23 protein-coding genes are annotated in these 22,315 nt (G+C 45.8%); 10 read left to right on the forward strand and 13 right to left on the reverse strand.

Features of this window, described 5'->3' with window-relative positions; all coding sequences use genetic code 11:
* Positions 1 to 56 precede the first annotated feature (56 nt).
* The 6 genes from H6F77_RS19085 to H6F77_RS19110 form a co-directional block, all read right to left on the reverse strand.
* The gene (locus H6F77_RS19085; protein ID WP_190490133.1) at positions 57 to 950 is read right to left on the reverse strand and encodes an NF038130 family PEP-CTERM protein; all 894 of its coding nucleotides are present in this window, start codon (positions 948 to 950) and stop codon (positions 57 to 59) included.
* Between the two features lie 792 nt (positions 951 to 1,742).
* Positions 1,743 to 2,963, reverse strand: a complete 1,221-nt coding sequence (locus tag H6F77_RS19090; protein WP_190490134.1) for an LL-diaminopimelate aminotransferase — start codon at positions 2,961 to 2,963, stop codon at positions 1,743 to 1,745.
* Positions 2,964 to 3,069: 106 nt separating this feature from the next.
* Positions 3,070 to 3,402 carry a thioredoxin family protein gene (locus H6F77_RS19095; RefSeq protein WP_190490135.1) on the reverse strand — a complete coding sequence of 111 codons (333 nt, stop codon included), beginning with the start codon at positions 3,400 to 3,402 and terminating at the stop codon, positions 3,070 to 3,072.
* A 145-nt stretch (positions 3,403 to 3,547) separates the two neighbouring features.
* Positions 3,548 to 4,318 carry a PspA/IM30 family protein gene (locus H6F77_RS19100; protein ID WP_190490136.1) on the reverse strand — a complete coding sequence of 257 codons (771 nt, stop codon included), beginning with the start codon at positions 4,316 to 4,318 and terminating at the stop codon, positions 3,548 to 3,550.
* A 237-nt stretch (positions 4,319 to 4,555) separates the two neighbouring features.
* Positions 4,556 to 5,347, reverse strand: coding sequence for a PspA/IM30 family protein (locus tag H6F77_RS19105; RefSeq protein WP_190490137.1), 792 nt, complete (start codon positions 5,345 to 5,347; stop codon positions 4,556 to 4,558).
* 222 nt (positions 5,348 to 5,569) lie between these two features.
* Positions 5,570 to 7,018 carry a hypothetical protein gene (locus tag H6F77_RS19110; RefSeq protein ID WP_190490138.1) on the reverse strand — a complete coding sequence of 483 codons (1,449 nt, stop codon included), beginning with the start codon at positions 7,016 to 7,018 and terminating at the stop codon, positions 5,570 to 5,572.
* A gap of 44 nt (positions 7,019 to 7,062) precedes the next feature.
* Between H6F77_RS19110 and H6F77_RS19115 the strand changes: the two genes are divergently transcribed.
* Together H6F77_RS19115 and H6F77_RS19120 are read left to right on the forward strand one after the other, a co-directional pair.
* Entirely contained in the window at positions 7,063 to 7,626 is a 564-nt protein-coding gene (locus tag H6F77_RS19115) for a DciA family protein (RefSeq protein ID WP_190490139.1), read from the forward strand.
* Between the two features lie 598 nt (positions 7,627 to 8,224).
* Entirely contained in the window at positions 8,225 to 8,542 is a 318-nt protein-coding gene (locus H6F77_RS19120; RefSeq protein ID WP_190490620.1) for a hypothetical protein, read from the forward strand.
* A gap of 215 nt (positions 8,543 to 8,757) precedes the next feature.
* Here H6F77_RS19120 and menB read toward each other — a convergent pair whose 3' ends face one another.
* Positions 8,758 to 9,591 (reverse strand): 1,4-dihydroxy-2-naphthoyl-CoA synthase, encoded by an 834-nt coding sequence (gene menB / locus H6F77_RS19125; protein WP_190490140.1) that lies wholly within the window; start codon positions 9,589 to 9,591, stop codon positions 8,758 to 8,760.
* 154 nt (positions 9,592 to 9,745) lie between these two features.
* Between menB and H6F77_RS19130 the strand changes: the two genes are divergently transcribed.
* Entirely contained in the window at positions 9,746 to 9,964 is a 219-nt protein-coding gene (locus H6F77_RS19130) for a hypothetical protein (protein WP_190490141.1), read from the forward strand.
* A 160-nt stretch (positions 9,965 to 10,124) separates the two neighbouring features.
* Here the strand turns inward: H6F77_RS19130 and menD are convergent, their stop codons facing one another.
* The gene (gene menD, locus H6F77_RS19135; protein WP_190490142.1) at positions 10,125 to 11,885 is read right to left on the reverse strand and encodes a 2-succinyl-5-enolpyruvyl-6-hydroxy-3-cyclohexene-1-carboxylic-acid synthase; all 1,761 of its coding nucleotides are present in this window, start codon (positions 11,883 to 11,885) and stop codon (positions 10,125 to 10,127) included.
* A gap of 78 nt (positions 11,886 to 11,963) precedes the next feature.
* On the opposite strand from menD, the gene H6F77_RS19140 reads away from it, so the two are divergent.
* Positions 11,964 to 12,251, forward strand: a complete 288-nt coding sequence (locus H6F77_RS19140) for an antibiotic biosynthesis monooxygenase family protein (RefSeq protein ID WP_190490143.1) — start codon at positions 11,964 to 11,966, stop codon at positions 12,249 to 12,251.
* Positions 12,252 to 12,256: 5 nt separating this feature from the next.
* On the opposite strand, the gene H6F77_RS19145 is transcribed toward H6F77_RS19140, so the two are convergent.
* Together H6F77_RS19145 and H6F77_RS19150 are read right to left on the reverse strand one after the other, a co-directional pair.
* Entirely contained in the window at positions 12,257 to 13,639 is a 1,383-nt protein-coding gene (locus tag H6F77_RS19145; RefSeq protein ID WP_190490144.1) for a cytochrome P450, read from the reverse strand.
* Complete coding sequence (locus H6F77_RS19150; RefSeq protein WP_190490145.1) at positions 13,636 to 15,060, reverse strand: isochorismate synthase; 1,425 nt, start codon at positions 15,058 to 15,060, stop codon at positions 13,636 to 13,638. The genes H6F77_RS19145 and H6F77_RS19150 overlap by 4 nt, the downstream gene beginning before the upstream one ends.
* Before the next feature lie 345 nt (positions 15,061 to 15,405).
* Between H6F77_RS19150 and menA the strand changes: the two genes are divergently transcribed.
* From menA to H6F77_RS19170, 4 genes are read left to right on the forward strand one after another with little or no spacing between them, the layout of a single operon-like run.
* On the forward strand, positions 15,406 to 16,311 hold the full coding sequence (menA, locus tag H6F77_RS19155) for a 2-carboxy-1,4-naphthoquinone phytyltransferase (RefSeq protein ID WP_190490146.1): 906 nt from the start codon (positions 15,406 to 15,408) through the stop codon (positions 16,309 to 16,311).
* Positions 16,311 to 17,279, forward strand: a complete 969-nt coding sequence (locus H6F77_RS19160; RefSeq protein WP_190490562.1) for an o-succinylbenzoate synthase — start codon at positions 16,311 to 16,313, stop codon at positions 17,277 to 17,279. Before menA ends, H6F77_RS19160 begins: the two co-directional genes overlap by 1 nt.
* The gene (locus tag H6F77_RS19165; RefSeq protein WP_190490147.1) at positions 17,264 to 18,628 is read left to right on the forward strand and encodes a 2-succinylbenzoate--CoA ligase; all 1,365 of its coding nucleotides are present in this window, start codon (positions 17,264 to 17,266) and stop codon (positions 18,626 to 18,628) included. The genes H6F77_RS19160 and H6F77_RS19165 overlap by 16 nt, the downstream gene beginning before the upstream one ends.
* Positions 18,629 to 18,684: 56 nt before the next feature.
* Positions 18,685 to 19,023: a hypothetical protein gene (locus H6F77_RS19170; RefSeq protein ID WP_190490148.1), complete on the forward strand. Its 339-nt coding sequence runs from the start codon at positions 18,685 to 18,687 to the stop codon at positions 19,021 to 19,023.
* An 11-nt stretch (positions 19,024 to 19,034) separates the two neighbouring features.
* Here the strand turns inward: H6F77_RS19170 and H6F77_RS19175 are convergent, their stop codons facing one another.
* Together H6F77_RS19175 and H6F77_RS19180 are read right to left on the reverse strand one after the other, a co-directional pair.
* The gene (locus tag H6F77_RS19175) at positions 19,035 to 19,457 is read right to left on the reverse strand and encodes an acyl-CoA thioesterase (protein WP_190490149.1); all 423 of its coding nucleotides are present in this window, start codon (positions 19,455 to 19,457) and stop codon (positions 19,035 to 19,037) included.
* A 93-nt stretch (positions 19,458 to 19,550) separates the two neighbouring features.
* Positions 19,551 to 20,210: a ferritin-like domain-containing protein gene (locus H6F77_RS19180; protein ID WP_190490150.1), complete on the reverse strand. Its 660-nt coding sequence runs from the start codon at positions 20,208 to 20,210 to the stop codon at positions 19,551 to 19,553.
* A gap of 75 nt (positions 20,211 to 20,285) precedes the next feature.
* Here H6F77_RS19180 and H6F77_RS19185 point away from each other — a divergent pair, with 75 nt between their 5' ends.
* Together H6F77_RS19185 and H6F77_RS19190 are read left to right on the forward strand one after the other, a co-directional pair.
* On the forward strand, positions 20,286 to 20,852 hold the full coding sequence (locus tag H6F77_RS19185; RefSeq protein WP_190490151.1) for a sigma-70 family RNA polymerase sigma factor: 567 nt from the start codon (positions 20,286 to 20,288) through the stop codon (positions 20,850 to 20,852).
* A 38-nt stretch (positions 20,853 to 20,890) separates the two neighbouring features.
* A complete protein-coding gene (locus H6F77_RS19190) occupies positions 20,891 to 21,511 on the forward strand; it encodes a cupin domain-containing protein (RefSeq protein WP_206753480.1) in 621 nt (206 codons plus the stop codon).
* A gap of 132 nt (positions 21,512 to 21,643) precedes the next feature.
* Here the strand turns inward: H6F77_RS19190 and H6F77_RS19195 are convergent, their stop codons facing one another.
* A complete protein-coding gene (locus tag H6F77_RS19195) occupies positions 21,644 to 22,240 on the reverse strand; it encodes a hypothetical protein (protein WP_190490152.1) in 597 nt (198 codons plus the stop codon).
* Between the last annotated feature and the right edge of the window lie 75 nt (positions 22,241 to 22,315).

Raw genomic sequence — 22,315 nt, forward strand, 5'->3', positions numbered from 1 at the left:
AAAGGGAGCTAATTGCTCCCTGACTTTTTAGGCTGAGATTTTGGAAGGTTAGAAACTTAAGCTTGTTTCATCAGCTTGCGCTTGGATGCCAAGATTCCACCCAGAGCCATAAGTGCTAGCACTGATGATGGTTCTGGCACTGCTTTTGAACCAGGCATCTTAACCTCATAGTTGCCGTTGTGAGACTTGCCATCAGCTCCTTGTCCTGCACCGTTGACTAAGCCAGAATTTGTTGCAAGGAAGCTGTAGAGGTAGTCAGTCTTGCCATCGTAAGTGTACTTGACGACTTCGCTAGCTTGGAATCCGTTTGGCAACAAGCTTGCAAAGCTGGCAAATTTTGGCGAATTAGCATAAGCCTCTTTTAAATTGAAGTGACCCGCCAGCCCAATGCTGATCTCGCCAGTGCTGTCATTTTGGTTGACGTAAGAGATGTTAGGGTCGCTGCTTGCTTGGAATCCCCCAAGGCCGAAAAAGGAAGTATACATATTTGCAGCAATACCGCTTCCAACAACACCACCGTAACCAGCCTTGGTGATGAAATCGTTAAACCACTTGTTAGCAAGGTTTGTCTGTCCGTATGTTTTTGGTCCGGCTCCAAACCAGTCAGATTCGGTCAGGCTGCTTAAGGTGATGTCTTTACCGCCAATTTGACCTGTCAAGGTGGTGTTCTTTGTGAAGTCAAAATTAGCTTGTTCGCTGCTACGTCTTAACTCTACGTTCCCTGTAGGGCTTGCGGCGTTGCCACTTAGGGCTTTTTGCACGTTTGCTGCATTATTTGGCACTAGAAAGGTATTAGTACCATCGGAATCATAAACGTAATAGTCGCTGGCTGCTGTTCCGCCAATGGTAGCCCCTGTTAGAGTTCCAGCAAAGGCAGGGGCGGTGGCGATCGCGCTCATTCCAGCCGCTACAGATGCACCTATCAAAAATTTTTTAACGATTCCTACCATTTCTGTTTCTCCGTAATTTCTAGGGTTAACTTTAAGTGCGCGATCGCTCTTGGGATTGTCCGCTTTATTAATTGATTCTGCGAATACTACAATTTTTTTTGCAACCTGAGTTTTTCTATTTGTTTACTCTTATCAACCCCAAGATTTCTTTAGTTCCAATATATGCGACTCTTCAACTCAACTAATAAAGTTATCGTGAATTTACCGTTAGGCTGAGGTAAAGAATAGACAATAACCACGTTTATCTTTCTGCTGCTGCTTTGCCCCAACAGGTTGGCCATCTTGCTTGGCGTTTCCCGCGATCCCTAGAGCCATCTGACCGCCTTGATAGCGTTTGCCTTGTACTTATGCTGCTGCGAAGAGCGCTATGCGATCGCGTTTCTGCGGGTTAATTATTTTAAATTTTGTCCTTAGTGCCTAAATTGTAAACACCACACTAGGGAAATTTTGCCTTCTACTTTTATAGCTTTTTTGCCCTAACGTCATCCGTATTAATACGACCGTAAAAACACTGATACGGTCTTAATTGCCCCTTACAAGACAGTTGCTATATCCAGGGTATTTTCTGCAATCTAGGCTGTTTTACGACACCGAAAAATTTTGTAATAATAGTTAATATAATTATGCTTTGATAGAACAAGCTAACGCATTTGATAGAGCTTGTGTTGCACTTGTATTGGGCTTAACCGATTAGCTCGGTCTGTTTTTATAAGCTTTTTGTACAAACCCTTAATGTGGAATGGGGCAATTGCAAGTTAAAGCTTAAGGCTTTTTGTGCAAGAACCGTCAGTATTAATACGAGCGCAGAAACACTGATATCCTATCAACAGCGGCTTCCAAAATATGTGGCTCATGCACTAAGGCAAATCGGACATATCCTTCACCAGATTTGCCAAACCCAGCCCCAGGCGATGCAGCAACACCAGTATTTTCAACTAGCTTCGTACAAAATTCAACGGAATTTTCTGCCCAATTTTCTGGCAGCTTTGCCCACACATACATGGTGGCGTCTGGGGTATTTACGTGCCAGCCAATGCGATGCAGCGCATTGATAAAGGCATCCCGGCGACTGCGAAAAGTATCTACCATCGCCTTGACACCTTCTTGCGGCCCGCTCAGGGCGGCGATCGCGCCGTTGAAAATACCCTTATACTGATTAAAATCTACTGCGGCTTTTACCTGCCGCAATGCCCTGATTAGGTCGGCATTTCCAATAGCATATCCCACCCGAAAGCCACCCATGTTGTAAGACTTGGAAAGAGTAAAAAACTCAATGGAAACGCTTTTATCGGGGTCGGCTTGGAGAATGGAAGGGGCTAGAGATGTTGGATTAGAGATTAGCCCTGCTTCCGGGGTGTGTTCGTTTCCGTCTTGGGGAAATACCAAATCAACGTAAGGAAAATCGTGAACTAAAACTATATTGTGTTGCTGGCAAAAAGCAACAGCTTCTTTGAAAAAAGATAAAGGAGCGATCGCGGCTGTGGGGTTGTGGGGATAACTTAGCACCATCATCCGCGATTGGGCTAAGACTGGTGCTGGTATATCTTCAAAAACAGGCAAAAATTTATTCTCAGCCACTATTGGCATCGGGTATATCTGACCGCTAGCCAAATAAACGCCACCCACATGCGAAGGATAGCCCGGATCGAGCAGCAGGGCAAAATCTCCCGGATTTAACACGGCTAATGGTAAATGGGCTGTCCCTTCCTGAGAACCAATCAGGGGAAGCACCTCAGTTTCTGGATCGACAGGGATGCCGTACTTCTGGGTATACCAGTTTGCCGCAGCAATACGGAAATCTTTAGTAGCGTTAAACAGCAAATAGCCGTGAGTGCTGGGGTCAGATAAGGATTGGGCGATCGCATCAATAACATGAGGCGATGTTGGTAAATCAGAAGACCCCAGTGACAGGTCAATTATGTCCTTTCCAGATGCCCTAGATGCAGCCTTGGCTCGATCCATATCGGCAAAGACATTGGATTGCAATGGTTGTAAACGCTTGGCAAATTGCATATTCTATCCTTTGTCTGTTTTCCGCTGTCCCGTGTCCGTTGTTCATTGTTCGTAGTTGATGGCAATAAACCAGGAACAAAGGACAACGAACCATGAACAGTGGCAATTAACAACTGCTGAGGTGAGTGTCCAAGAAGCTGGCTAGTTTTGGTTTAGCGATCGCCCCCTCGTAGGATGCAATCTCTTGATTGTCTTTAATCAAACGCAGTGCGGGGACTCCTTCCACCTTATATTTAGCGACAGTTTCGCGATTGGCATCTACCTCTATCTTGACGACCTTGAGGCGATCGCCATAATTTTCGGCTGCCCAAGCCACCGACGGCGACACTAGGCGGCAAGGGCCGCACCATGAAGCCCAAAAATACACTAATACCGGATGCGAGGATTTCAAAACCTCTGTTTCAAATTCAGCATCGGTAATGGTAATAACGCTGCTCATGCCCCCCTCTGTTAACCGCCATTTATCAACAAACTAAGATTACCAAAAAATTTAGGCCAAGATAGTTTATCTGGAACCAGTCAAAACGACAGATGCCCCAGCGCGCCTAGTCTCGGCCAATAAAAGGTTGTGAAAGCAGCGATACCTACTGGTTGAGCTTATTTCGTAGTTCTTCCAACTCCGCATCGACCGCTGAATTGGGTTTGTTGGACGACGTTGGGCTAGCTGCGGGTAAGGCTTGAGTTGGCTGGGAGGTTCCTGGTAGCATCTGAGCTTTCATCGCCGCCAATTCATCATCAACGTCGCTGCCACCTTCGAGCGCCAGAAATTGTTCTTCCAGACTAGAACCTGCTATCTCCTGCGCTGCTTGGGAACGAGCTTCCATCATCAAGACTTTCTCTTCCATACGCTCGAAGGCACCCATAGCGCTATTGGTGTTGAGCGAACCAATCGTGTTTTGCAGTTGCTCCTGAGCTTTGGCAGCTTGCACCCGCGCCTTGAGCATATCCTTCTTGGTCTTGGCTTCAGAAATCTTACTTTCTAGAGCAATCAGGTTGCGCTTGAGAGTATCCACCTGACCCGTTTGCCCATCAAGCGATGTTTTCAGCGTCGCCGCCGTGTCAGCATGACTCTTCTTGCGGACTAGAGCTTCGCGAGCTAGATTTTCATCACCTTTTTGCAAGGCTAACTGGGCGCGTTGCTGCCAGTTATTTGCCTCGGTTTGAGCTTGGTTGTACTGTTGCTGCGTCCGTTTTTGGGTGGCAATGGCTCTGGCAACCGCCTGACGCAACTGCACCAGGTCTTCTCCCATATCCATGATGGACTGCTCCAGAATTTTTTCTGGGTCTTCAGCCTTGCTCACCAGGTCGTTCATATTGGCTTTGACGACTCGGCTAATGCGATCGAATAATCCCATGACGCTGTTTATCCTCTTGGAATGTACTAGGTAAGTATTTGACAGGCTTTTGGTTTGGAGCCTATAAGTTTAATTTAGCTATTTTTGCGGACTGTTCATCGGTTCCGTCTATCAGCCATTCTCCTCAAGTCTACGGCCAGACTTTGAGCAACTTCGGAAAGCCTTTAGGAAACGTTAAGGACACTAGGCTTCTTAATCCAGTTTAGAAATTTGTAGGCAAAAACGGTAGATGGGGACTCAAGAACCATTTAATTGTGAGGGTAGCTTCGATCTATCTACCTCTAGGCTAGGATCGATCGCTGCTATAGGTTCAGATGACGTTAATCCGACAGTCTGGGTGTCCGTTGTCGGGAGGTGCGGCGGTAGGTTTTCCCTATTTATAAGTTGGGCTTTTATTGCTGTTAATTCATCGTCAATCTGTTTTGTAGCTTCGGGTGAGACAAATTTCTCAGCTAGTTCATCGATTTCCAGTTCGGCGATCGCTTCTGTCTGCGCTTCTAGCTCTAGAAGTTTCTCTTCTATCTTCTTGAAGGCATCCAAGGAAGTGCTGGTATCTATATCCAGCATTTCCTTGATTATTGCAGAAGTTTCCGCTTCGCGGACGCGGGCTATGTACAGGTCTTTTTGCGTTTTCAGCTCGGAAATTTTGGCTTCGAGCTTCCGCATATCCTTCTTTAGCTGCTCGATTACCGTCTTTTGAGTTGCTAGATGGGCTTCCATTGCAACGGCTATTCCCTGGTACGCTCTGCGCTTAATCAGGGCTTCTCGTGCTAATTTTTCATCACCTTTTTGCCAGTTTAGTTGGGAGCGGGCGTAGCACTCGTCACCCTTGGCTTTTGCCCCGTCGAGTTGTCGTTGAGTTCGTTTTTTGGTAGCGATCGCGTTCGCTACAGCCTGTCGCAGTTGAATCAAATTTTCCTGCATTTGAGCTACCGCTTTTTCCAGGATTTTTTCCGGATCTTCAGAGCGACCGATCATCTTATTGAGCTTGGCTCGAATCACTCGCAGGATGCGGTTCGTAAATCCCATATCGCATCTCCATTTACAGCGGTAAGCAGGGTGACTGGGCTGTGCGATTTCTCGCTAGCCAAAAAATTAGTAGGGCAACTTTTGCCTCATCGTATCTTAGCGTTTTAGTTCACTAACCCTCTAATGACAAAAAACTAACCTTAGCCCTAACCAGGTACACAGGCGCACAACCAAGAACAATTGACCTGCAAACTAGGGCAACAGGCATAGTTTTTATTCATTTTAAGGATGATAAACCTCCGCAGCAATTCCTGTTTTCTGTAGCTGTTGAACTCTTGTTTCAGCCTCGGCAGGATTTGTGAAAGCACCCAAGGCGATCCTCGGCCCCTGTGGAATGTTAACCACATAGGCGTCCTTAGCTACTTTTCGCATTTCCTCAAGGGTGCGATCGCTCTCGTAGTTCGTTACCACGTAATAAAAATCCTTTTGACCCGGCGCAGGTTTCGCAAGTACTTTTGCTGTAGCAGCAGACGTGGTGGGCGCAGGGGATGGATTAACAGCCGCTCCTGGTGCCAAACTGGGCAGCGTATTTGTTGCAGGGGGCACGAGAGCTGTTTTTACCTGCGGCACAGCCCTTGGCGGCGGTAGGGGCGCCGACTCTAGCACCTGGGGTAGGAGAGCAGAGGCTATATTGGACGAGCGTCCGGGGTCTGCTTGAGGGGGACTCGACGGGCTGGGGACTGCGATCGCCGCCGCTCTGGGTAAATTTTGCTGGGGGGTAACTGGCGCTGGTGCAATGCTAGGTTTAGCGCTGACGCTACTAAGGTTATCCAAACTCAGTTCTTGAAATTCTCCGGAAGCGAGGTTGGGGCCTTGGGCAACCGTTGACGCGATCGCAGGTTTAGGAGTGCTGGGGGTCGGCGCCGAGGGACTTTGCGCGACGGTGGGCGTGCTTGGCTTCCAGAATTTCTTCAGCCCTAACCCATCGAGGCTAGACGGATTCATCGCTATGTAACCCACCGTTGCACTCGACAGCAGCAAAAGCAACATCGAGCCTACTCCTAGCGGCGTCAGCACGTTGTCTAGGAACTTGCGTTCTGCCCGAACTTCTGCTTCTTCCTCAGACAGACTCCGCAGCAGTTGTTCTGAAGAGGCTAGATAATCATCTGGCTGACGGGTCGGAGGCGCGTACACTAGATTTCCTCCTGCATTACCTTGCGAACCACCTTCTTTTGACTCTTCGGCAATCTTTGCGCCCGTCTTATTGTTGGCTTCTTGGGCAGCGCCAGCGGGTTTAGCCAGTGTAAAGGACAATGGTTCTGAGGCTGAATTTGGCTCAGGGGTATCCAGCATTGCCGCCTCGACTCTTGGCTGTTGTGGAGACGCCAACTTATCGCTTTGTGTCGCTAAAAAATTCGGGGCTTCTGGGGTCTGGCTTGCCGATGCTGCTTGGGCAGTGCTTGCTAGTGCGGTGGTAGCTAGCGTAGCTGGCACTGCATTCGTTTTACTGCCTTTGCTGCTAACCGACATCAAATCTATGGATTTGCGAGCCTGGTTCCGCCCAAGCCCGCGAGGAGCCATCACCGGACGCCCGGATTTTTGACGCCGATAGCGGGATAATTCTTCGTCCAGTTGCACGTCAAGACTGCTCAGGGCAGCTTGCAAAGCTGGTTTGATGGACGGATTTGGAGATGTGCGATCTTGGGTATCAACAGAGGAAGCTTGACTCATATCATTTGGTTACGATCGAAGCCAGTTAAATAGAGATTAGCAGGATGTCTTTCAAATCTTTTAATAATATCTTAGGCGCTTTGGAAAATCAGCCCTCGTGGCAAAGCGTGAGGGAATTTCAACGTTTGCTTAAGTGTTGGCCTGATGTTGTGGGCGCGGCGGCGTCTTCTCAGACTCGACCCCTGGCGATTCAGCGGGGTGTTTTGCAGGTGGCTGCATCCAGCTCTGTTTGGACGCAAGAACTTACTTTAAGACGCCCTAGCATACTCAAAAAGTTGAATGCTGTCTTGGGGGAGCAATTAACTGACATGCGTTTTTCTACTGCTCAGTGGCAGAACAAGGCTCCCGTTGATAGGCAAGCATCGGTTTTGTGGGAAAAGCATCCCAGTCGTGTTGTTGAGGAACGTTCTGCAACTCCAGTCAGTCAGGTTCTAGGCGGTGTTAGTGCAACTGCGGCTTTTGAACAGTGGGCGGCTTTGGTGCGATCGCGATCGCAACACTTACCCCTTTGCCCAGCTTGCGAGTGCCCGACGCCACCTGGCGAACTCCAGCGCTGGAATGTCTGTTCTCTATGTGCTACTCGCCAGTGGCAAGATCGGCAGCCTTAGTAAGTAAATCAAAACTTAAAAGGCAAAAGGAAGAAAAGCTATGTGCTTCAAGACTTTTGCCCACTGCCTATAGGCAAATTAAATTTGAACAGCCTGCTGGGGCGATCGCCCCAGCGTAGTCTTATTTTTTTCTCCTTTTGTCAAATATCTATCTTATGGCAGACGATCGACCTATTATTTTTCTTCGCTATCTCTATGAAAGTGAGCAATCACTTTAATTTAAACTTTGTAAGCTTTAATCTTATCTTCCAAATCTTTTAACAAATTCCTGCTAACATAAATCGTTCAAAGTCTGATTATTGGGTTAAAATCGCGTCTCTGCTTGCGCCTGCTGTTTAACGTTTCCCTTGATCCCCATTGGTTTTTATAAAAAATCAGCTTATTAGCTGATTTTGCAGGGAAAAATAAAATGTGTGTAATTAATCCCAAAATGTATCTATCTATAACAGAAGACTTAAGAAATTATTAAAGCCATTTTTAGCTGGGGATCGCTAGAACCTATACAGGATAATTGCCAGCTTCGCTTAAATGCTCTTTTGCCATTATGGGGGAAATCTAAGATGAATGTCAGATAAAGATTATCCCAAAAGGTACTCCCATGAAGACACTGAATTTTTTAACTTCTGCCTGCCGCTCTTGTCGGCATTACAGGCCAGAGGGACGGCGCGGTGGTCTTTGCCAACAACTCGGCGTACCTGTTAGAGGCAGTTGGAGTGCCTGTTCTTTGGCATTACCGCCGTTTGCGCCTTCATGGGAAAAACTAGAAGGGATCGTCGTTTGGCCAGAAGAAACGTTAAAGATACAACAAGCGGTTTCGGCAGAATGTGCCTCGGGCTACTCAAATTCAAACGCTTCAGAAGAAAAGATTGCACCTGCTTATAAAGATATGGCAGTTTCGCCCGCGCGGGTTTTATAAAACAATAAAAATTTTCTCCGAAATTTCCAAAAAATACAAGTGTCTAGGCGATCGCACCTTTAATCAAAGGTGCGATTTTTTTATTATTGGCAATATTTTGTCTACAGTTAGAGATTTTAGGCTTACGCAAATTTATTTAGGGGAAAATACCCGCTTTGGGGAGGCTAACCAATCTCACAGCGGGGGCGTTGCCACGCCCCCACATCTTCTTGTTTTTAAGGTAGCCAAGGGTATTGGCGAAAATCGGGGGGACGTTTTTCTAAAAATGCCTGTTTCCCTTCAGCTCCTTCCTCAGTCATGTAATAGAGTAAAGTGGCGTTACCTGCCAGTTCTTGCAGTCCAGCTTGACCGTCGCAGTCGGCATTGAAGGCAGCTTTCAAGCAACGAATTGCAATGGGACTTTTTTCTAAAATTTCGCTAGCCCACTGGACGCCTTCTTGTTCTAGCTGTTCGACAGGGACGACACAATTAACTAAGCCCATTTCTAAGGCTTGCTGTGCGTTGTACTGGCGGCAGAGATACCAAATTTCTCGCGCCTTTTTTTGACCGACGATGCGGGCAAGGTAGCTGGCACCAAACCCCCCGTCAAAACTGCCGACTTTGGGGCCAGTTTGTCCAAAAATTGCATTATCTGCGGCAATTGTGAGATCGCATATTAGGTGCAGAACGTGACCGCCGCCGATAGCGTAACCAGCGACAAGGGCTATTACGACTTTGGGCATGGAACGGATTAAGCGTTGCAAATCCAGGACGTTGAGGCGCGGGGTGCCATCTTCGTCTATATATCCAGCTTCACCGCGCACGCTTTGGTCGCCACCAGAACAGAAGGCATATTTGCCATCGGTGTGAGGGCCAGCACCCGTGAAGAGGACGACGCCGATGCGGGTATCTTCGCGGGCATTGCTGAAAGCATCATAGAGTTCAAAGACGGTTTTAGGACGGAAGGCGTTGCGCTTGTGCGGACGATTGATGGTAATTTTAGCGATGCCGTCTGTTTTGTGGTATAAGATGTCTTCGTAAGTTTTGGCGGTTTGCCAGTTAATTTGCATGAGGATAGAGTGCCCTACTTTCAGCTTGAGAATTTTAACGCAGTAGGTAGCTAGCTACTTCAAGTAGAAATTAAGTTTGCGTGGAAATAATTTCCAGATTTGCTGTAATATTCATGCATAATGGAGTGTCTAAAAGTGTTTTTGGGTTAAAAACATGGAAACTCTTGCATATATTCTTATGGCTCTGGCCTACGAGGAGAATGCTAATATTGATGTCCAGCCAATGATAGCTTCGCGCAGTTTTAACTGGTGGCAGAAGTCGGGTGCGCTAGCAATATTGGCATTAATTATATTGGGTGGATTTAGCAAGGTGGTAACGGCTTATACGAGCCCTACCTTGAGTGCGGTTTATCAGCAAGCGGATACTTTTTAGCAGGTGTTTTTAGTTAAATATGGCGTAATATTTTTTAACCCTCAAGCCGTTGCTGGGGGTTGTTAATTTTTAGGGAATAATGAGGGCGATCGCTGGCAGATGGCTCTTCGGCCAGAAGAATTAATATAGATTTAATATGGCGAAGTTTTATTTATAGTAGCTATAGTGCGAATTTCCCTAAGTTATCCTGTCGCCACTTTGCATCTGCCTTGCGATCTGTCCTTATTTCCAATACCCTAATTCCTTTAGTTGGTAGTGGGTTCAAGCGTTGCTTCAGATGCTCCCAAGAATCAATCAATTCATGTTCTAGATTATAAGTGGCACAAAGTTGGTCAAAGTTAATATCTTGTGGCGTGGCAAAAAATTCCTCGAAGGGTGGCTCGAATTTGGCAATGGGTAAGTTTTCAAATATACCGCCACCGTTATTATTAATTAAGATAATTGTCATATGTCCTACAAACTTGTTTCGCAACAAAAAACCGTTGGTGTCGTGCAATAATGCTAAATCTCCCGTCAGCATCACGCTACTTTGATGGCGATGGGCAATTCCCAAAGCAGTTGATAAGGTTCCATCAATGCCATTCGCACCACGATTGAAAAAAGGTTGAAGTCCAAAGTTATTACTTGTCCAGAAAAACTCTACATCTCGCACGGGCATACTATTGGCAATAAATATAGGTGTCTCTGGCGGTAAAGTATGGGAAATTAACCAAGCTGTTTTGCTTTCAAGTAGGTGATTTATTGCAATCATTTTATTATCAATTGCTTGCCTAACTTTGCCTTCAATTTCACACCACAACTGTAGATAATCGTTTTGGCTAGAAGGCGCAGGGTGGGGAGATGCGATGAATCGCGTCTCTACAATAGATAGGCGTAAGTGGGTGGTTTTGCCGTGAAGCGGATCTAAATTGTGGTGGCTGGGGTCGATTATCCAACGTTGCGGTTGGGTGTCGTCTAGCCAGGTTCGCAGTTGTTTGCTTGTGGGCAATTCGCCTATTTGAATTACTATTTTTGGTGTTAGTTGTTGTGCTAGTTTTTGGTTACGCAGGATTAGATCGTAACTGGAAATTAGATAAGGGTTTAGTTCAACATAGTTTCTTAAGGGCGATAATCCCTCAGCTAGAACAGGCCATTTTAAGGTTTGGGAGAGTTGCGCGATCGCACTACAATATTCTTTAGGAAATCTCGGCGATTGCGTACCAGCAATAATAATTCCTCTGTCGCATTGTTGCCATTCTTCTATTGCGGAGTCTAGGGTGCTGGTTGCTTCTCCTAGCAAGGGAGAAACATTAGGGGTAAATGTGCGTACTCCAGCAAAGAAATCTTCTATTTGAAAGTGCGATCGCAGTTCTAATGCGGCGGCTTCTGGAATGGGTGCGAGGGGGTCGCGAAAGGGTATATTAAGATGAACCGATCCGGGGGTAGGGAAGAGCGATCGCTCCCACGCATGAATAATCGTCTGTCGCAAATAACGCAGCATTCCCATTTCCAAAGATGGCGCTGCTAACTCTGTTTGCCAGTTAGGATAATTGCCATATAATTTCACCTGATCTATTGTTTGCCCAGAATGACAATCGCGCAATTCTGGGGGACGATCTGCTGTTAATATCAACAGCGGTACTCGGCTTTCTCTGGCCTCAATTATAGCTGGATAAAAGTTAGCGCCAGCGGTTCCAGAAGTGCAAACCAAGGCTACTGGTAAACCAGAACGTTTGGCAATTCCCAGAGCAAAGAAGGCGGCGGAACGTTCATCCAGCACTGGTATGGCATCAATATGCGGAACTTGTTGGGCAAAGGCGATCGCCAGAGGTGTGGAACGCGAACCGGGACAGATAACCGCTGTGGTTAATCCCAGTTGTTTTAAAGTCTCTGCTAAAACTGAAGCCCAAATTGTATTCGTGTTGCTAAAATTAATTTGCATTGCTAACTCTAGAGTATCGGTGTTTTAATTTTCCGCTACTAAAGCTGTTAGACAAAATTTATTAGTTGAAAACATTTTATGATTCTTGAAGCGGTTATGTTAAACGTAAAAAATGGATTGGAGGTGGATTTTGAGACGGCTTTTAAGAAAGCATCTAATATTATATCTTCTATGGACGGCTATTTATCCCACGAACTTCATAGATGTATTGAAGTTCATGGGAAATATTTATTACTTGTTAGATGGGAGAGTTTAGAAGCTCATACAATTGGATTTAGAAGCTCTCCCGAGTATCAAGAGTGGAAAAAACTTCTTCACCATTTTTACGAGCCATTTCCCATCGTTGAACATTTTGAAGAAGTTTAACTAAATCATCTCGCCCCCAACGGGTTGCTCGCGATCGAGAGCGATCGCGAGCCAATGACTGTTAGCTGAAAGTCGCTGGAAGGGACAAAGGTGATTCCACGACGCACTGCTCGCACTGGTCGATCGTGGGCGATCGCCAACTGATAGCGCGACACGACAGTTGCCAGCACTAACTTCATTTCAAACATTGAAAGCGCCATACCAATGCAACTGCGGGTTCCGCCTCCAAATGGTAGATACTCATAGGGCGAAAACTTCTGGTTTAAAAAGCGTTCTGGTTTAAACTGGTCTGGCTCTGGATAAACTTCCGGGCGGCGGTGAGCTAAATAAATGCAGGGAACCAGTATCGCCCCTGGCTCAAATTCATAACCCTCCAATTGCACCGATTCTTTCACCAAGCGCGGCTGGGAAATTAGGGCAATTGGATAAACCCGCAGCGCTTCTTTACACACAGCAGTGAGATAGGGCAGTTGAGTAATAGCTACCGGATCGGCATTGCTACCGAGGGGGTCTAATTCCTTTAGCAACTTGTCCAGCACTTGTGGATGCCGATGAACCCAGTAGAAAGCCCAATTTAGACCCGACGCAGTGGTTTCATGGCCTAACAGTAGCAGAGTAATTAATTGATCGACTAACTCAACATCTGTCATGATCTCTCCCGCATCGTCACGCGCAGACATCAGCATCGAGAGGATGTCCCTTGCGTCGGGGTTGGGTTGGGCGCGGCGTTCGTTAATCTCAGCGTAAATTAGGGTTCTGATTTGCTGCTGCTGTCGTACAAACTTGCCCCAAGGACTCCAAGCGCCTAAGTCTTGCTGTAGTGGGGGGAAGAAAAACTGGGTGGAGTAAAGGTCAGAGGTGACTGACTCCAGCATATTACCGATCAGTTCTTTTAACTGTTGGTAACGCCATCCGGGGTTGAGGCCAAAAACCACTCGCAAGATTATTTCGAGCGAAATTTCTAACATCGGTTCTTGCATGGAGAGGGATGCGTTTGGTTTCCATTCCTGGATCGCTTCCCTGGCGATCGCGCAAATCAACTTACCATAAGTATGCAGTCGTTCCCCATGCAGGGCGGGCATCAGCAACTGGCGCTGGCGCTGGTGGCGCTGTCCATCTTGCATAATCAGGGATTGCTCTCCGGTCAGTGGTCGGAAAATATGAGTCACCTTGCCCAGTTCCAATTTTCCTGCCTGGGTAGTAAAAATTGATTGAATTGCCTGCGGGTGGCTGAAAAATACCACTGGTGGGGACTTGGGGCCGAGTACGCGCAGGGTAAAGGTATCTCCGTAACGCTGGGCACACGTCTCTAGAAATCGGATAGGCTGGGCGGTGATTTGAAGCGTTTGCAGTAAAGACGGCAGTTGTGGGCCACTAGGCAATTTCATACTAAGGCTTTGAGAAGTGCTTGGAGTTTTAGTTGAATTTCTGCGAGTTCTTTGTCTGGATCGGAACCTGCAACTATACCTGCTCCAGCATATAGTCTGGCTCGACAATTATCTATCAGTGCCGACCGAATTCCTACTATAAATTCACTGTCGCCTCGATGATTTACCCAACCCAGAGGCGCAGCATACAAACACCTGTTGAAGCTTTCATAGCGGCGAATTTGCTTGCAGGCAATTTCTCTAGTATCGCCTGCAACTGCTGGGGTGGGATGGAGTTCCGCTACTATTTCTAAGGGATGCACGCCCGCAGGAACGCTGGCTCTAATCGGCGTCCATAAATGCTGGATGTTAGATAGTTTTAAAAGCAAAGGTAGCGGCATTCGTTGAGGGTTCAAGCCGAGTTTTGATAGGCGTTGGATAATAAAATCGCTGACGACGCGATGTTCGTGCCTTTCTTTTTCGCTTGTCAGTAAACCATCGGCAAAATATGCATCTTCTATTGCAGTTTTCCCTCGCGGCGCTGAACCAGCTAAGGCATCTGTCTCTAATTCTCTATTGTGTATCTTAATTAAGCGTTCTGGACTGGCACCTATAAAATTTTGTCCCTTGCCATTGCTTGTGGAAAAAACATAGCAATCGGGATGCATTATTCGTAAATTATTTAAAGAATGTACTAGGTTAAAGGGAGCATTCGCCGTTACATCAATAGCGTCTGATAAAACAATTTTGTTTATATGTTTACGGTTAATTGACTCTAACGCAGATACAACTGATGCCTTAAAGTTGTTATTAGCTTTTAGATCGGAATTTTTAAAATTATGTAGGCGCGGCCTGACAGGACTATTGACATTTTTGCTGATAGCCGAACTAATTGCTTGAAATTCTTCCCATATATTTTGTGATAGCAAATCGTAATTTACGTTAGAGTCAATTACGATATTGGCAACTACAACAGAGGAATTTTTTTTAGAAGATATCTGCCAGCGGGGTAGAAATATTGTAGCAGCTGGAAATGGCGAAGCATCGTGGAGATTGTCATCAAAAAACGTGAAGCTACAGAAGAAGTGAGGCCCAGAAAAAGGTAAGTTTAAGGTGCCCGTGCTGCTAGTTTTAGCGAGGCAAGAATTGATAAATTTTTGAGCTTGTGAGAAGCGATCGCTATGCGATAATTTTACCGATGTTGCGGTATCAATGGCAGCGATCGCTTCTCCTTGCGCTGGTTTTTCAAAGTAAAAATGCAATTGATCTGGCAGCGCGATCGCATCTAGAACCGCTAGGGGATCTATGGAGGGAATTTTTTGAGAAATACTGACGATTTGGGTATTGTCTTTTTCAACGCAGGTCTGCTTAAACGTTAAAAGAAACTGACGCAGATCCTGGCAGTCTTGAAACAGATTAGCGCAGTAGGGGGTGACTGTCATAAAAATGAGGATAGCAAATTTTTCTTACGTTTGTTGCTCAAATCTGATTAAACATTGGTGTTCGTGGTATAGCTAGTAGAGCTTAGGCGTGGGAGTGGGGAACATCCTACCCTCGCCTTCCAAGCGGGAGACGCGAGTGCTGGGGGCTTCTCTACTACGCGATCGCGAGTCTCATATCCCTAGACTGTCGCCTGGGTCTAGAACCTCATGTCGTCGCCAATGCCCCCAAAGCCATGTTGGCATACCACTTGCATTTCATGTTGTTGGGTCAGCGCGGATGGTTTTTTAGATAGCGACATTGAAATCATAGAACATTTGTTTTTGTAATTTAATCAAATTTGACTGATGACTACAAGGTTTATTGAACAGCCAAATAGTAAGTTGTGGATGGCAGCAATTAAGCCACCTATGTACAGCGTTGCCATTATTCCAATTTGGGTGGGTACGGCTGTGGCTTATGCAGAAAGTAAAGTACTTCACGCAGCAATATTTTCGACCTTTTTAATGTCAGCAATTTTGATTATTGCATGGCTGAATCTTAGCAACGATGTATTTGATTCCGAAACTGGGATTGATAAGAATAAAGCCCACTCGCTTGTAAACTTGACAGGAAACAAATCTTTAATTTTCTGGCTGGCCAATCTATTTCTAGTTTTGGGCATAGTGGGTATAGTGGCGATCGCCTGGTTACAGCAAGACTTCACTGTAATTGCCCTAGTTCTACTGTCTTGTGCTTTGGGATACAGCTACCAAGGGCCTCCCTTTCGTTTAGGCTACCAGGGTTTGGGGGAAATTATTTGTTTTATCTGCTTTGGTCCCATAGCTATTGCGGCGGCATACTACAGTCAAACCGCAACTTGGTCAAAAATCGGTCTGGCAGCATCGGTTATTGTGGGAATTACTACCTCGTTAATTTTGTTTTGCTCCCATTTTCACCAAGTTGCTGATGATTTGGCAGCAGGAAAAAAATCTCCCATTGTCCGGCTGGGGACGGAAAAATCTGCCCAACTCTTACCCTGGTTTTGTGGTAGTATTTACGCGCTGACCGTGCTATTTGTGTCATTAGGATTTTTCCCCATCTGGACGTTACTCATTTTTGCAAGTTTGCCCTTTGCCGTGCAGTTATGCCAGCACGTCGGGAAATTTCACAATCAGCCAAAAGACGTTAGTAACTGCAAATTCATCGCCGTAAAATTGCATTTTTGGAGCGGGTTGCTGTTAGCGTTGGGCTTTATTCTGCCGATGGGGTGATGCAATATCGGTTCGATTTTCGGCCTTATCGGCGTCACTTCAAGCGTCCCCTACAAATTAGCAAAGGCATCTGGGATATCCGCGAGGGCATTATCCTCCGTCTTACCGATGAGAATGAAAAAATCGGATTTGGAGAAATTGCCCCGCTTTCCTGGTTTGGCTCGGAAACTTTTGCAGATGCTTGGGATTTTTGTCGCGAACTGCCGAATAAAATTACAGCGGAAACAATTTTTTCTATTCCAGCGGCTCTCCCTGCTTGTCAGTTTGGCTTTGAATCAGCTTTAGATTTGGCATTAGTTAATAATTCCCCCTCTAAAATCAAAAATCTAAACGCTCAAATTACTTACAGTGGCTTATTGCCTGCTGGGGAAGCAGTTTTAAATCAATGGCAACCACTTTGGGAGCGGGGATATCGTACTTTTAAATGGAAGATTGGGGTTGCCCCAATTCAACAGGAACTCAATATTTTCAACCAACTGATTCAGTCAATCCCGGAATCGGTGAAATTGCGATTAGATGCCAATGGGGGGCTAAGCTGGGAAGAGACAAATGCATGGCTCAACGTTGGCGATCGCGCGAGCTATATCGAATTTATAGAACAACCCCTCCCCATAAATAAATTTGCGGCTATGTTGGAATTGGCCGGCCAGCATTCTACCCCCATAGCCTTGGATGAATCTGTTGCTACAATTGAGCAATTGCAAGCTTGCTATCAACAGGGTTGGCGCGGTATTTTTGTCATTAAGCCCGCGATCGCTGGTTCCTCATCCAGGTTGCGCCAATTCTGCCAACAGCATACAATTGATGCTGTTTTTTCCTCTGTATTTGAAACTCCTATTGGCAGACAGGCTGCGCTACAGTTGGCGGCTGAACTGTCGAGACGCGATCGCGCAGTAGGATTTGGCGTCAACCACTGGTTCGACGAAGATGATGAAACCAGCTTTGAGAACTTATGGAATCGCCTCTAGACTATATCAATAAACGCGCTAAGGATGATTGGCTGATTGCTTATGACACCAAGGGACACTTATATCATCGCGCCTCTGTAAAGTTTATTCGTTTTACTTGCCAAAATTTTCAGCAGTTAACACTATTTAAAAAACCGCGTATAAACGACAAAACTTTACTATCCTGGCCAGACCAAGTAAAATTTTTAGGGCATTTCATAGGTGCTTGTGCCGCTGGAAATCCAATTTTTTTAATGAATCCAAATTGGGCTAAAAGTGAAATTGAACAAGTTACTCATTTAGTGGAATCAAACCACCATCTCAGAAATATCCACAATTGGATTATGATTCCCACTGGTGGTTCATCGGGGAAAATGCGTTTTGCCATCCATACTTGGGAAACATTGATGGCATCGGTGCAAGGCTTTCAACAGTATTTTCAGGTATCTCAAATCAATTCCTTTTGTGTATTGCCGCCTTATCACGTCAGCGGTTTAATGCAATTCATGCGCTCCTTCACTACCGGGGGCAAGTTGGTTATTATGCCGTCAAAAACACTAGAGCTTGGTGTCAAATGTGACATTAATCCAGAAGATTTTTTCATATCCTTAGTGCCAACTCAGCTGCAACGTCTCTTACAAAATCCAGAATTAACCGCCTGGTTAGCCAAATTTAAAACAGTGCTTCTGGGGGGCGCACCAGCTTGGCGAGAACTTCTGGAAGACGCGAGGCGCCACAAAATTAGGGTAGCGCCTACTTACGGTATGACCGAAACAGCATCACAAATTGTCACTCTCAAACCTGAAGATTTCCTCAACGGCAATAATAGCGCTGGCCACGTTTTACCCCATGCAAAAGTAACAATTCGCAGTGAAAGTGGCGAAATATTAGGCACTAATAAAACCGGGATTATTAATATTGCGGCTGATTCGCTAGCACTTGGTTATTATCCAGAATTTTTTAGCAACCAGCAGCATTTTCAGACAGATGATTTAGGCTTTATTGACGATCGAGGTTATTTAAACGTTGTTGGTCGTAACAGCAATAAAATCATTACTGGGGGTGAAAATGTGTTTCCGCCTGAAGTGGAAGCTGCGATTAGAGAAACTAACCTGGTTGCTGATGTTTGCGTGATTGGCGTGCCGGATTTTCAGTGGGGACAAGCTGTTACGGCTGTTTATGTCGCTAACACTTCCGCTGTTTCTGCTGAGATATTGCAAGCCGCGATCGCTTCTAAATTAACTAAATACAAGCACCCTAAATATTGGTTACAGGTTGAAAGTTTGCCCCGCAACGCTGGAGGTAAACTCAACCAAGATGAGCTAAACAAAATTATCGTTAAATCCCGTATAATTCCTAGCAAAAAATAGCTTGGAGCCTGCCAAATTTATTAATAAGTTGCAGTTAATTATTTAAATTTAAGTTTATGACTAGACGAAAGCCAATATTAGGATTTCTATTTGCATCAATTTATAGTCTCATTACAGCATTTGTAATAATTTATGTTGCTATCTTCTGTAACTTTAAAGTTTTAACAGGCGGATTGATGCTGTTTATGCCTGTCTTCCCCTGGATATTAATTTTAATATTTATATTAAAACCTGGGACTGGCTGGCTTTTAGGTGTTGCCTATATATTATCTTTTGTATTGAATTTTATAAGTTTTTATATAATAGGTTTATTACTACAAAAAAGATTAACTAAGAAAAAGAAAATTATAATAATTAAAAAACGCAAGACAAGTTACGATTTGACTCGTTTATAGAAAATATAAAATTAGCAATCTATCTCGTTACTCCACTGTCTCAACCATTGCACTATTTCCTGTGTTAGTGGTGTTTTAGTTCTGTTAACTGAATCTATACAGACGTGCTTGGTAATTGCCTTAGCAATAACTTGCTCTGAGGAAACCGGAAAAATTTGATAAACAGTGTCAAACTTTGACTCATTAAGCTGTTGGGGTTTTAGCTGAATGACGGTGCGATCGCCGCAAAACATAGGGCGATAAAAATCTACGCTGGCATGAACAATAGGAATGGCAACAGCTGGATTGCTAAAAAATGACTTAAGATTAAGTCCTGATGCTGCTAGCGATTCCTCATAGGCTTCGTGACATAGTGCCAAGACATTGGCAAAGTAGACGACACCAGCAGCATCGGTATCTTGAAATCGAATAGTTCGGGTGTAAGTAAATGGCATTCAATGTTTTAGATACCTGGCTAAGAGCAACAATACACCCCAGGCAATCAAAAAAGAAGCGCCTAAACAAATTTGTTTAGGCGCAGACGAAATTTAGACTTTAATCACCCAATCCTTGCGGGTGTCAGCGCTGATAAAAGAAGCAGGAACGTAATCGATATTCACTCCCAGCGACTTGAAAGCGGCGCGAATCGCCGTCGCGTGGGAAGCCTCAACGGTGCCGATGCTTGCGCCTGCGGAGATTAGGGCTGGAGTTTTCAATTTACCAACTTCACGTGCATAAGCGATCGCGGCGTCAACTTCTAAGGCGAGTGCTAACTTAGCTACGTTCACATCTGAATCGATATTGCCTTCACCCGCTTTGATATAGGAAGAAAGATCGTAGCTGGATTTTGACATCACCGGGGTTCCACCCAAACTTTTGACCACCTTTGCTAGAGTATCGCGATGGTTCTTGTGATCGGCTTGGTTGCGTAGTGCAAGCGCCAAAACAGCCTTGCCAACATCGGTGTCACTCAGCTTAGTCGCAGCAAAGCTGTATGCCCAGATAGCTTGATGCTCGTAAAACAGGGCATTGTTGAGAATGGCAGCATCATTTTTCATGTCCTGCTTGGATGCAGCCCCAGCACGATCGGCGATCGCCGTCAGCCCCAAAGCACTGGCAACACCAGTCGCAGCCCCTGTCATAATAATTCCGCGACGTGAGAACGATCTGCGGCTGCGCGGGGATGTGTTGACGAATTCGTTATCCATGTTGATGTGTCTTCTTCTAAACAGGCAATCTAAACTTAAATACGCTGACTCATTCAGCTTGGATCTATCTTTTTGATGACGACGCCGCCATTTATCGATGAAATCTCTATCTTGGAGAGGATCGCCCAGCAAGATCAAACCGCGCTGGGTGAACTCTACGACCGCTACGCCAGCGTACTCTACGCTGTTGCCTTGAAAATAGTAGGGTCTGCGGAAGAAGCTGAGGAAGTAGTTCTTGATGTTTTCTCCCAGGTATGGCGAACAGCGAAAAACTACGACTCCAAGCGTGGGCGCGTTGATGGTTGGTTGTTCATGCTTACCCGCAGTAGGGCGCTGGATCGGCTGCGTGCGTTGAAGCGGACTGCACGGGCCGCAGATGCTTCAATAGAAGCAGAAGGAATAAAATTCCCCCAGGCATATACGTCTCCAGAACAAGATTTGTTAATTGAGGAGCGGCGCGATCGCGTGCAAGCTGCTATTAACCAACTCCCATGCGAGCAACGGGAGGTTATAGAGTTGGCATATTTCAAAGGACTAACCCATGTAGAAATCGCCGCTTATACTGGTAAGTCTCTGGGGACGGTAAAAACCAGAATTCGCTTAGGACTCAGAAAGCTGCGAGATGCCCTCGGCTCTCTGTAGTTGGGCCGCGCTAGTATCAAACTATATGAGAGCCAGATATGATGAAACACTCAGACAGTTGTTTCTGTGAACTTGCACCTTTGTACGCGCTCGACATCCTCGAAGAGCAAGCTCGTCGTGTGGTTGAGCAATGTATGGCGGAGTTGCCAGAGTTGGAGATTGAGTTAGAAGAATTTCACTTAGGTGTTGCTGCTATACCCTACAGTCTTCCTGATGTGGCGATCGCTCCGTGTGTCAAAGATCGGCTGTTCCAGCGTATTGCCAATGTAGATATTTTGGATGAAACATCTCTACATACTACCGCGATCGCTCCCCCGCCAATTGCGCCTCCCGTACCCCCTTTTACCGTGCGTGCGGGTGATGTGCGCTGGAGAAATCACCCAGTTCCAGGCGTGACGATGGCTAGGCTCAATGTAGACAAAGCTAAACGCGAAATTGTCTGCCTGCTTCGTGCCGAACCTGGTGTAACTTATCCCCCCCATCGCCACGCTGCTGTTGAAGAAATCTTTATGCTCGAAGGCGATTTAGAGGTAGATGGCGAAGTTTATGGCAGGGGTGACTACATTCGCTCGTCTCCAGGATCTATTCACAGTCCGTATACTTCTACTGGTTGTATGTTTTTTATCCGCACCTCGATAGATGATGAAATGCTTAATTGAGCAGGTGCAATGTTAATTTTTTTTGCTTTTTTGGTTCGGTCAACAGATGACAAATTTAAAAGTAGAATAGGCATAAAAAAAGGAGCGATCGCTCCTTTTTTTATAGGAATGCCCAACCTAGCTACGGTATAATTACAAAAAACGTAAATTGCCAAAAGTTGCTCCCGCACGGACGTGATCGTTTGACGCGATCGCGGAAGTTGGCATTCCCGGCAAACAAACAGTCAGAAACGACAAAGTAACCTTCCAGGCCAATTTTCCCCGCCTAGCTAATAGTATATAAAAACGAGCTAAGGCAGGGAATGAATTCGGTGGTTCTATAGCCGCAACCCCCCGCACCAAGTACACTTCATCTACTGATAGATGTCGCGCTAAAGGCACGCAGCTACCATCATGCTCCCATTCCAGAAGCTGGGGGTGCGGATCGACAGAACTCAAGATTGGCAAAATTGGGAAACCCGTGACAAGAACCATAGCTTCGACCCATTCTCTAAGCGGGCAGCTAGGGTTTACATTGTCCATAGAACTAACAATTAGCCACTCTGTAGGATGGCTACCCGCAAAGATATGTTCGACCTGCATCGCTGTTTCTTCTACCTGTGGTGTGTTCGACCACCCCTGGCGCAGATGCAAAGCGTATTTTAGTGCATCGCTCTTGACGGCTTGAGTAGGCCAATTATCAAGGATTGCTGGCTGAGTCCAGATAGGAAGAGCGTCTAGTTGAAGCATCAATTTTTGGGAACGCTTGGGATAGAGCTGGTATTCAAGCCATCGCGGTTACATCTGAGTAACTAGACTTTGGCT

Origin of the sequence: Microcoleus sp. FACHB-831 (assembly GCF_014695585.1) — a bacterium.
Classification (GTDB): domain Bacteria; phylum Cyanobacteriota; class Cyanobacteriia; order Cyanobacteriales; family FACHB-T130; genus FACHB-831.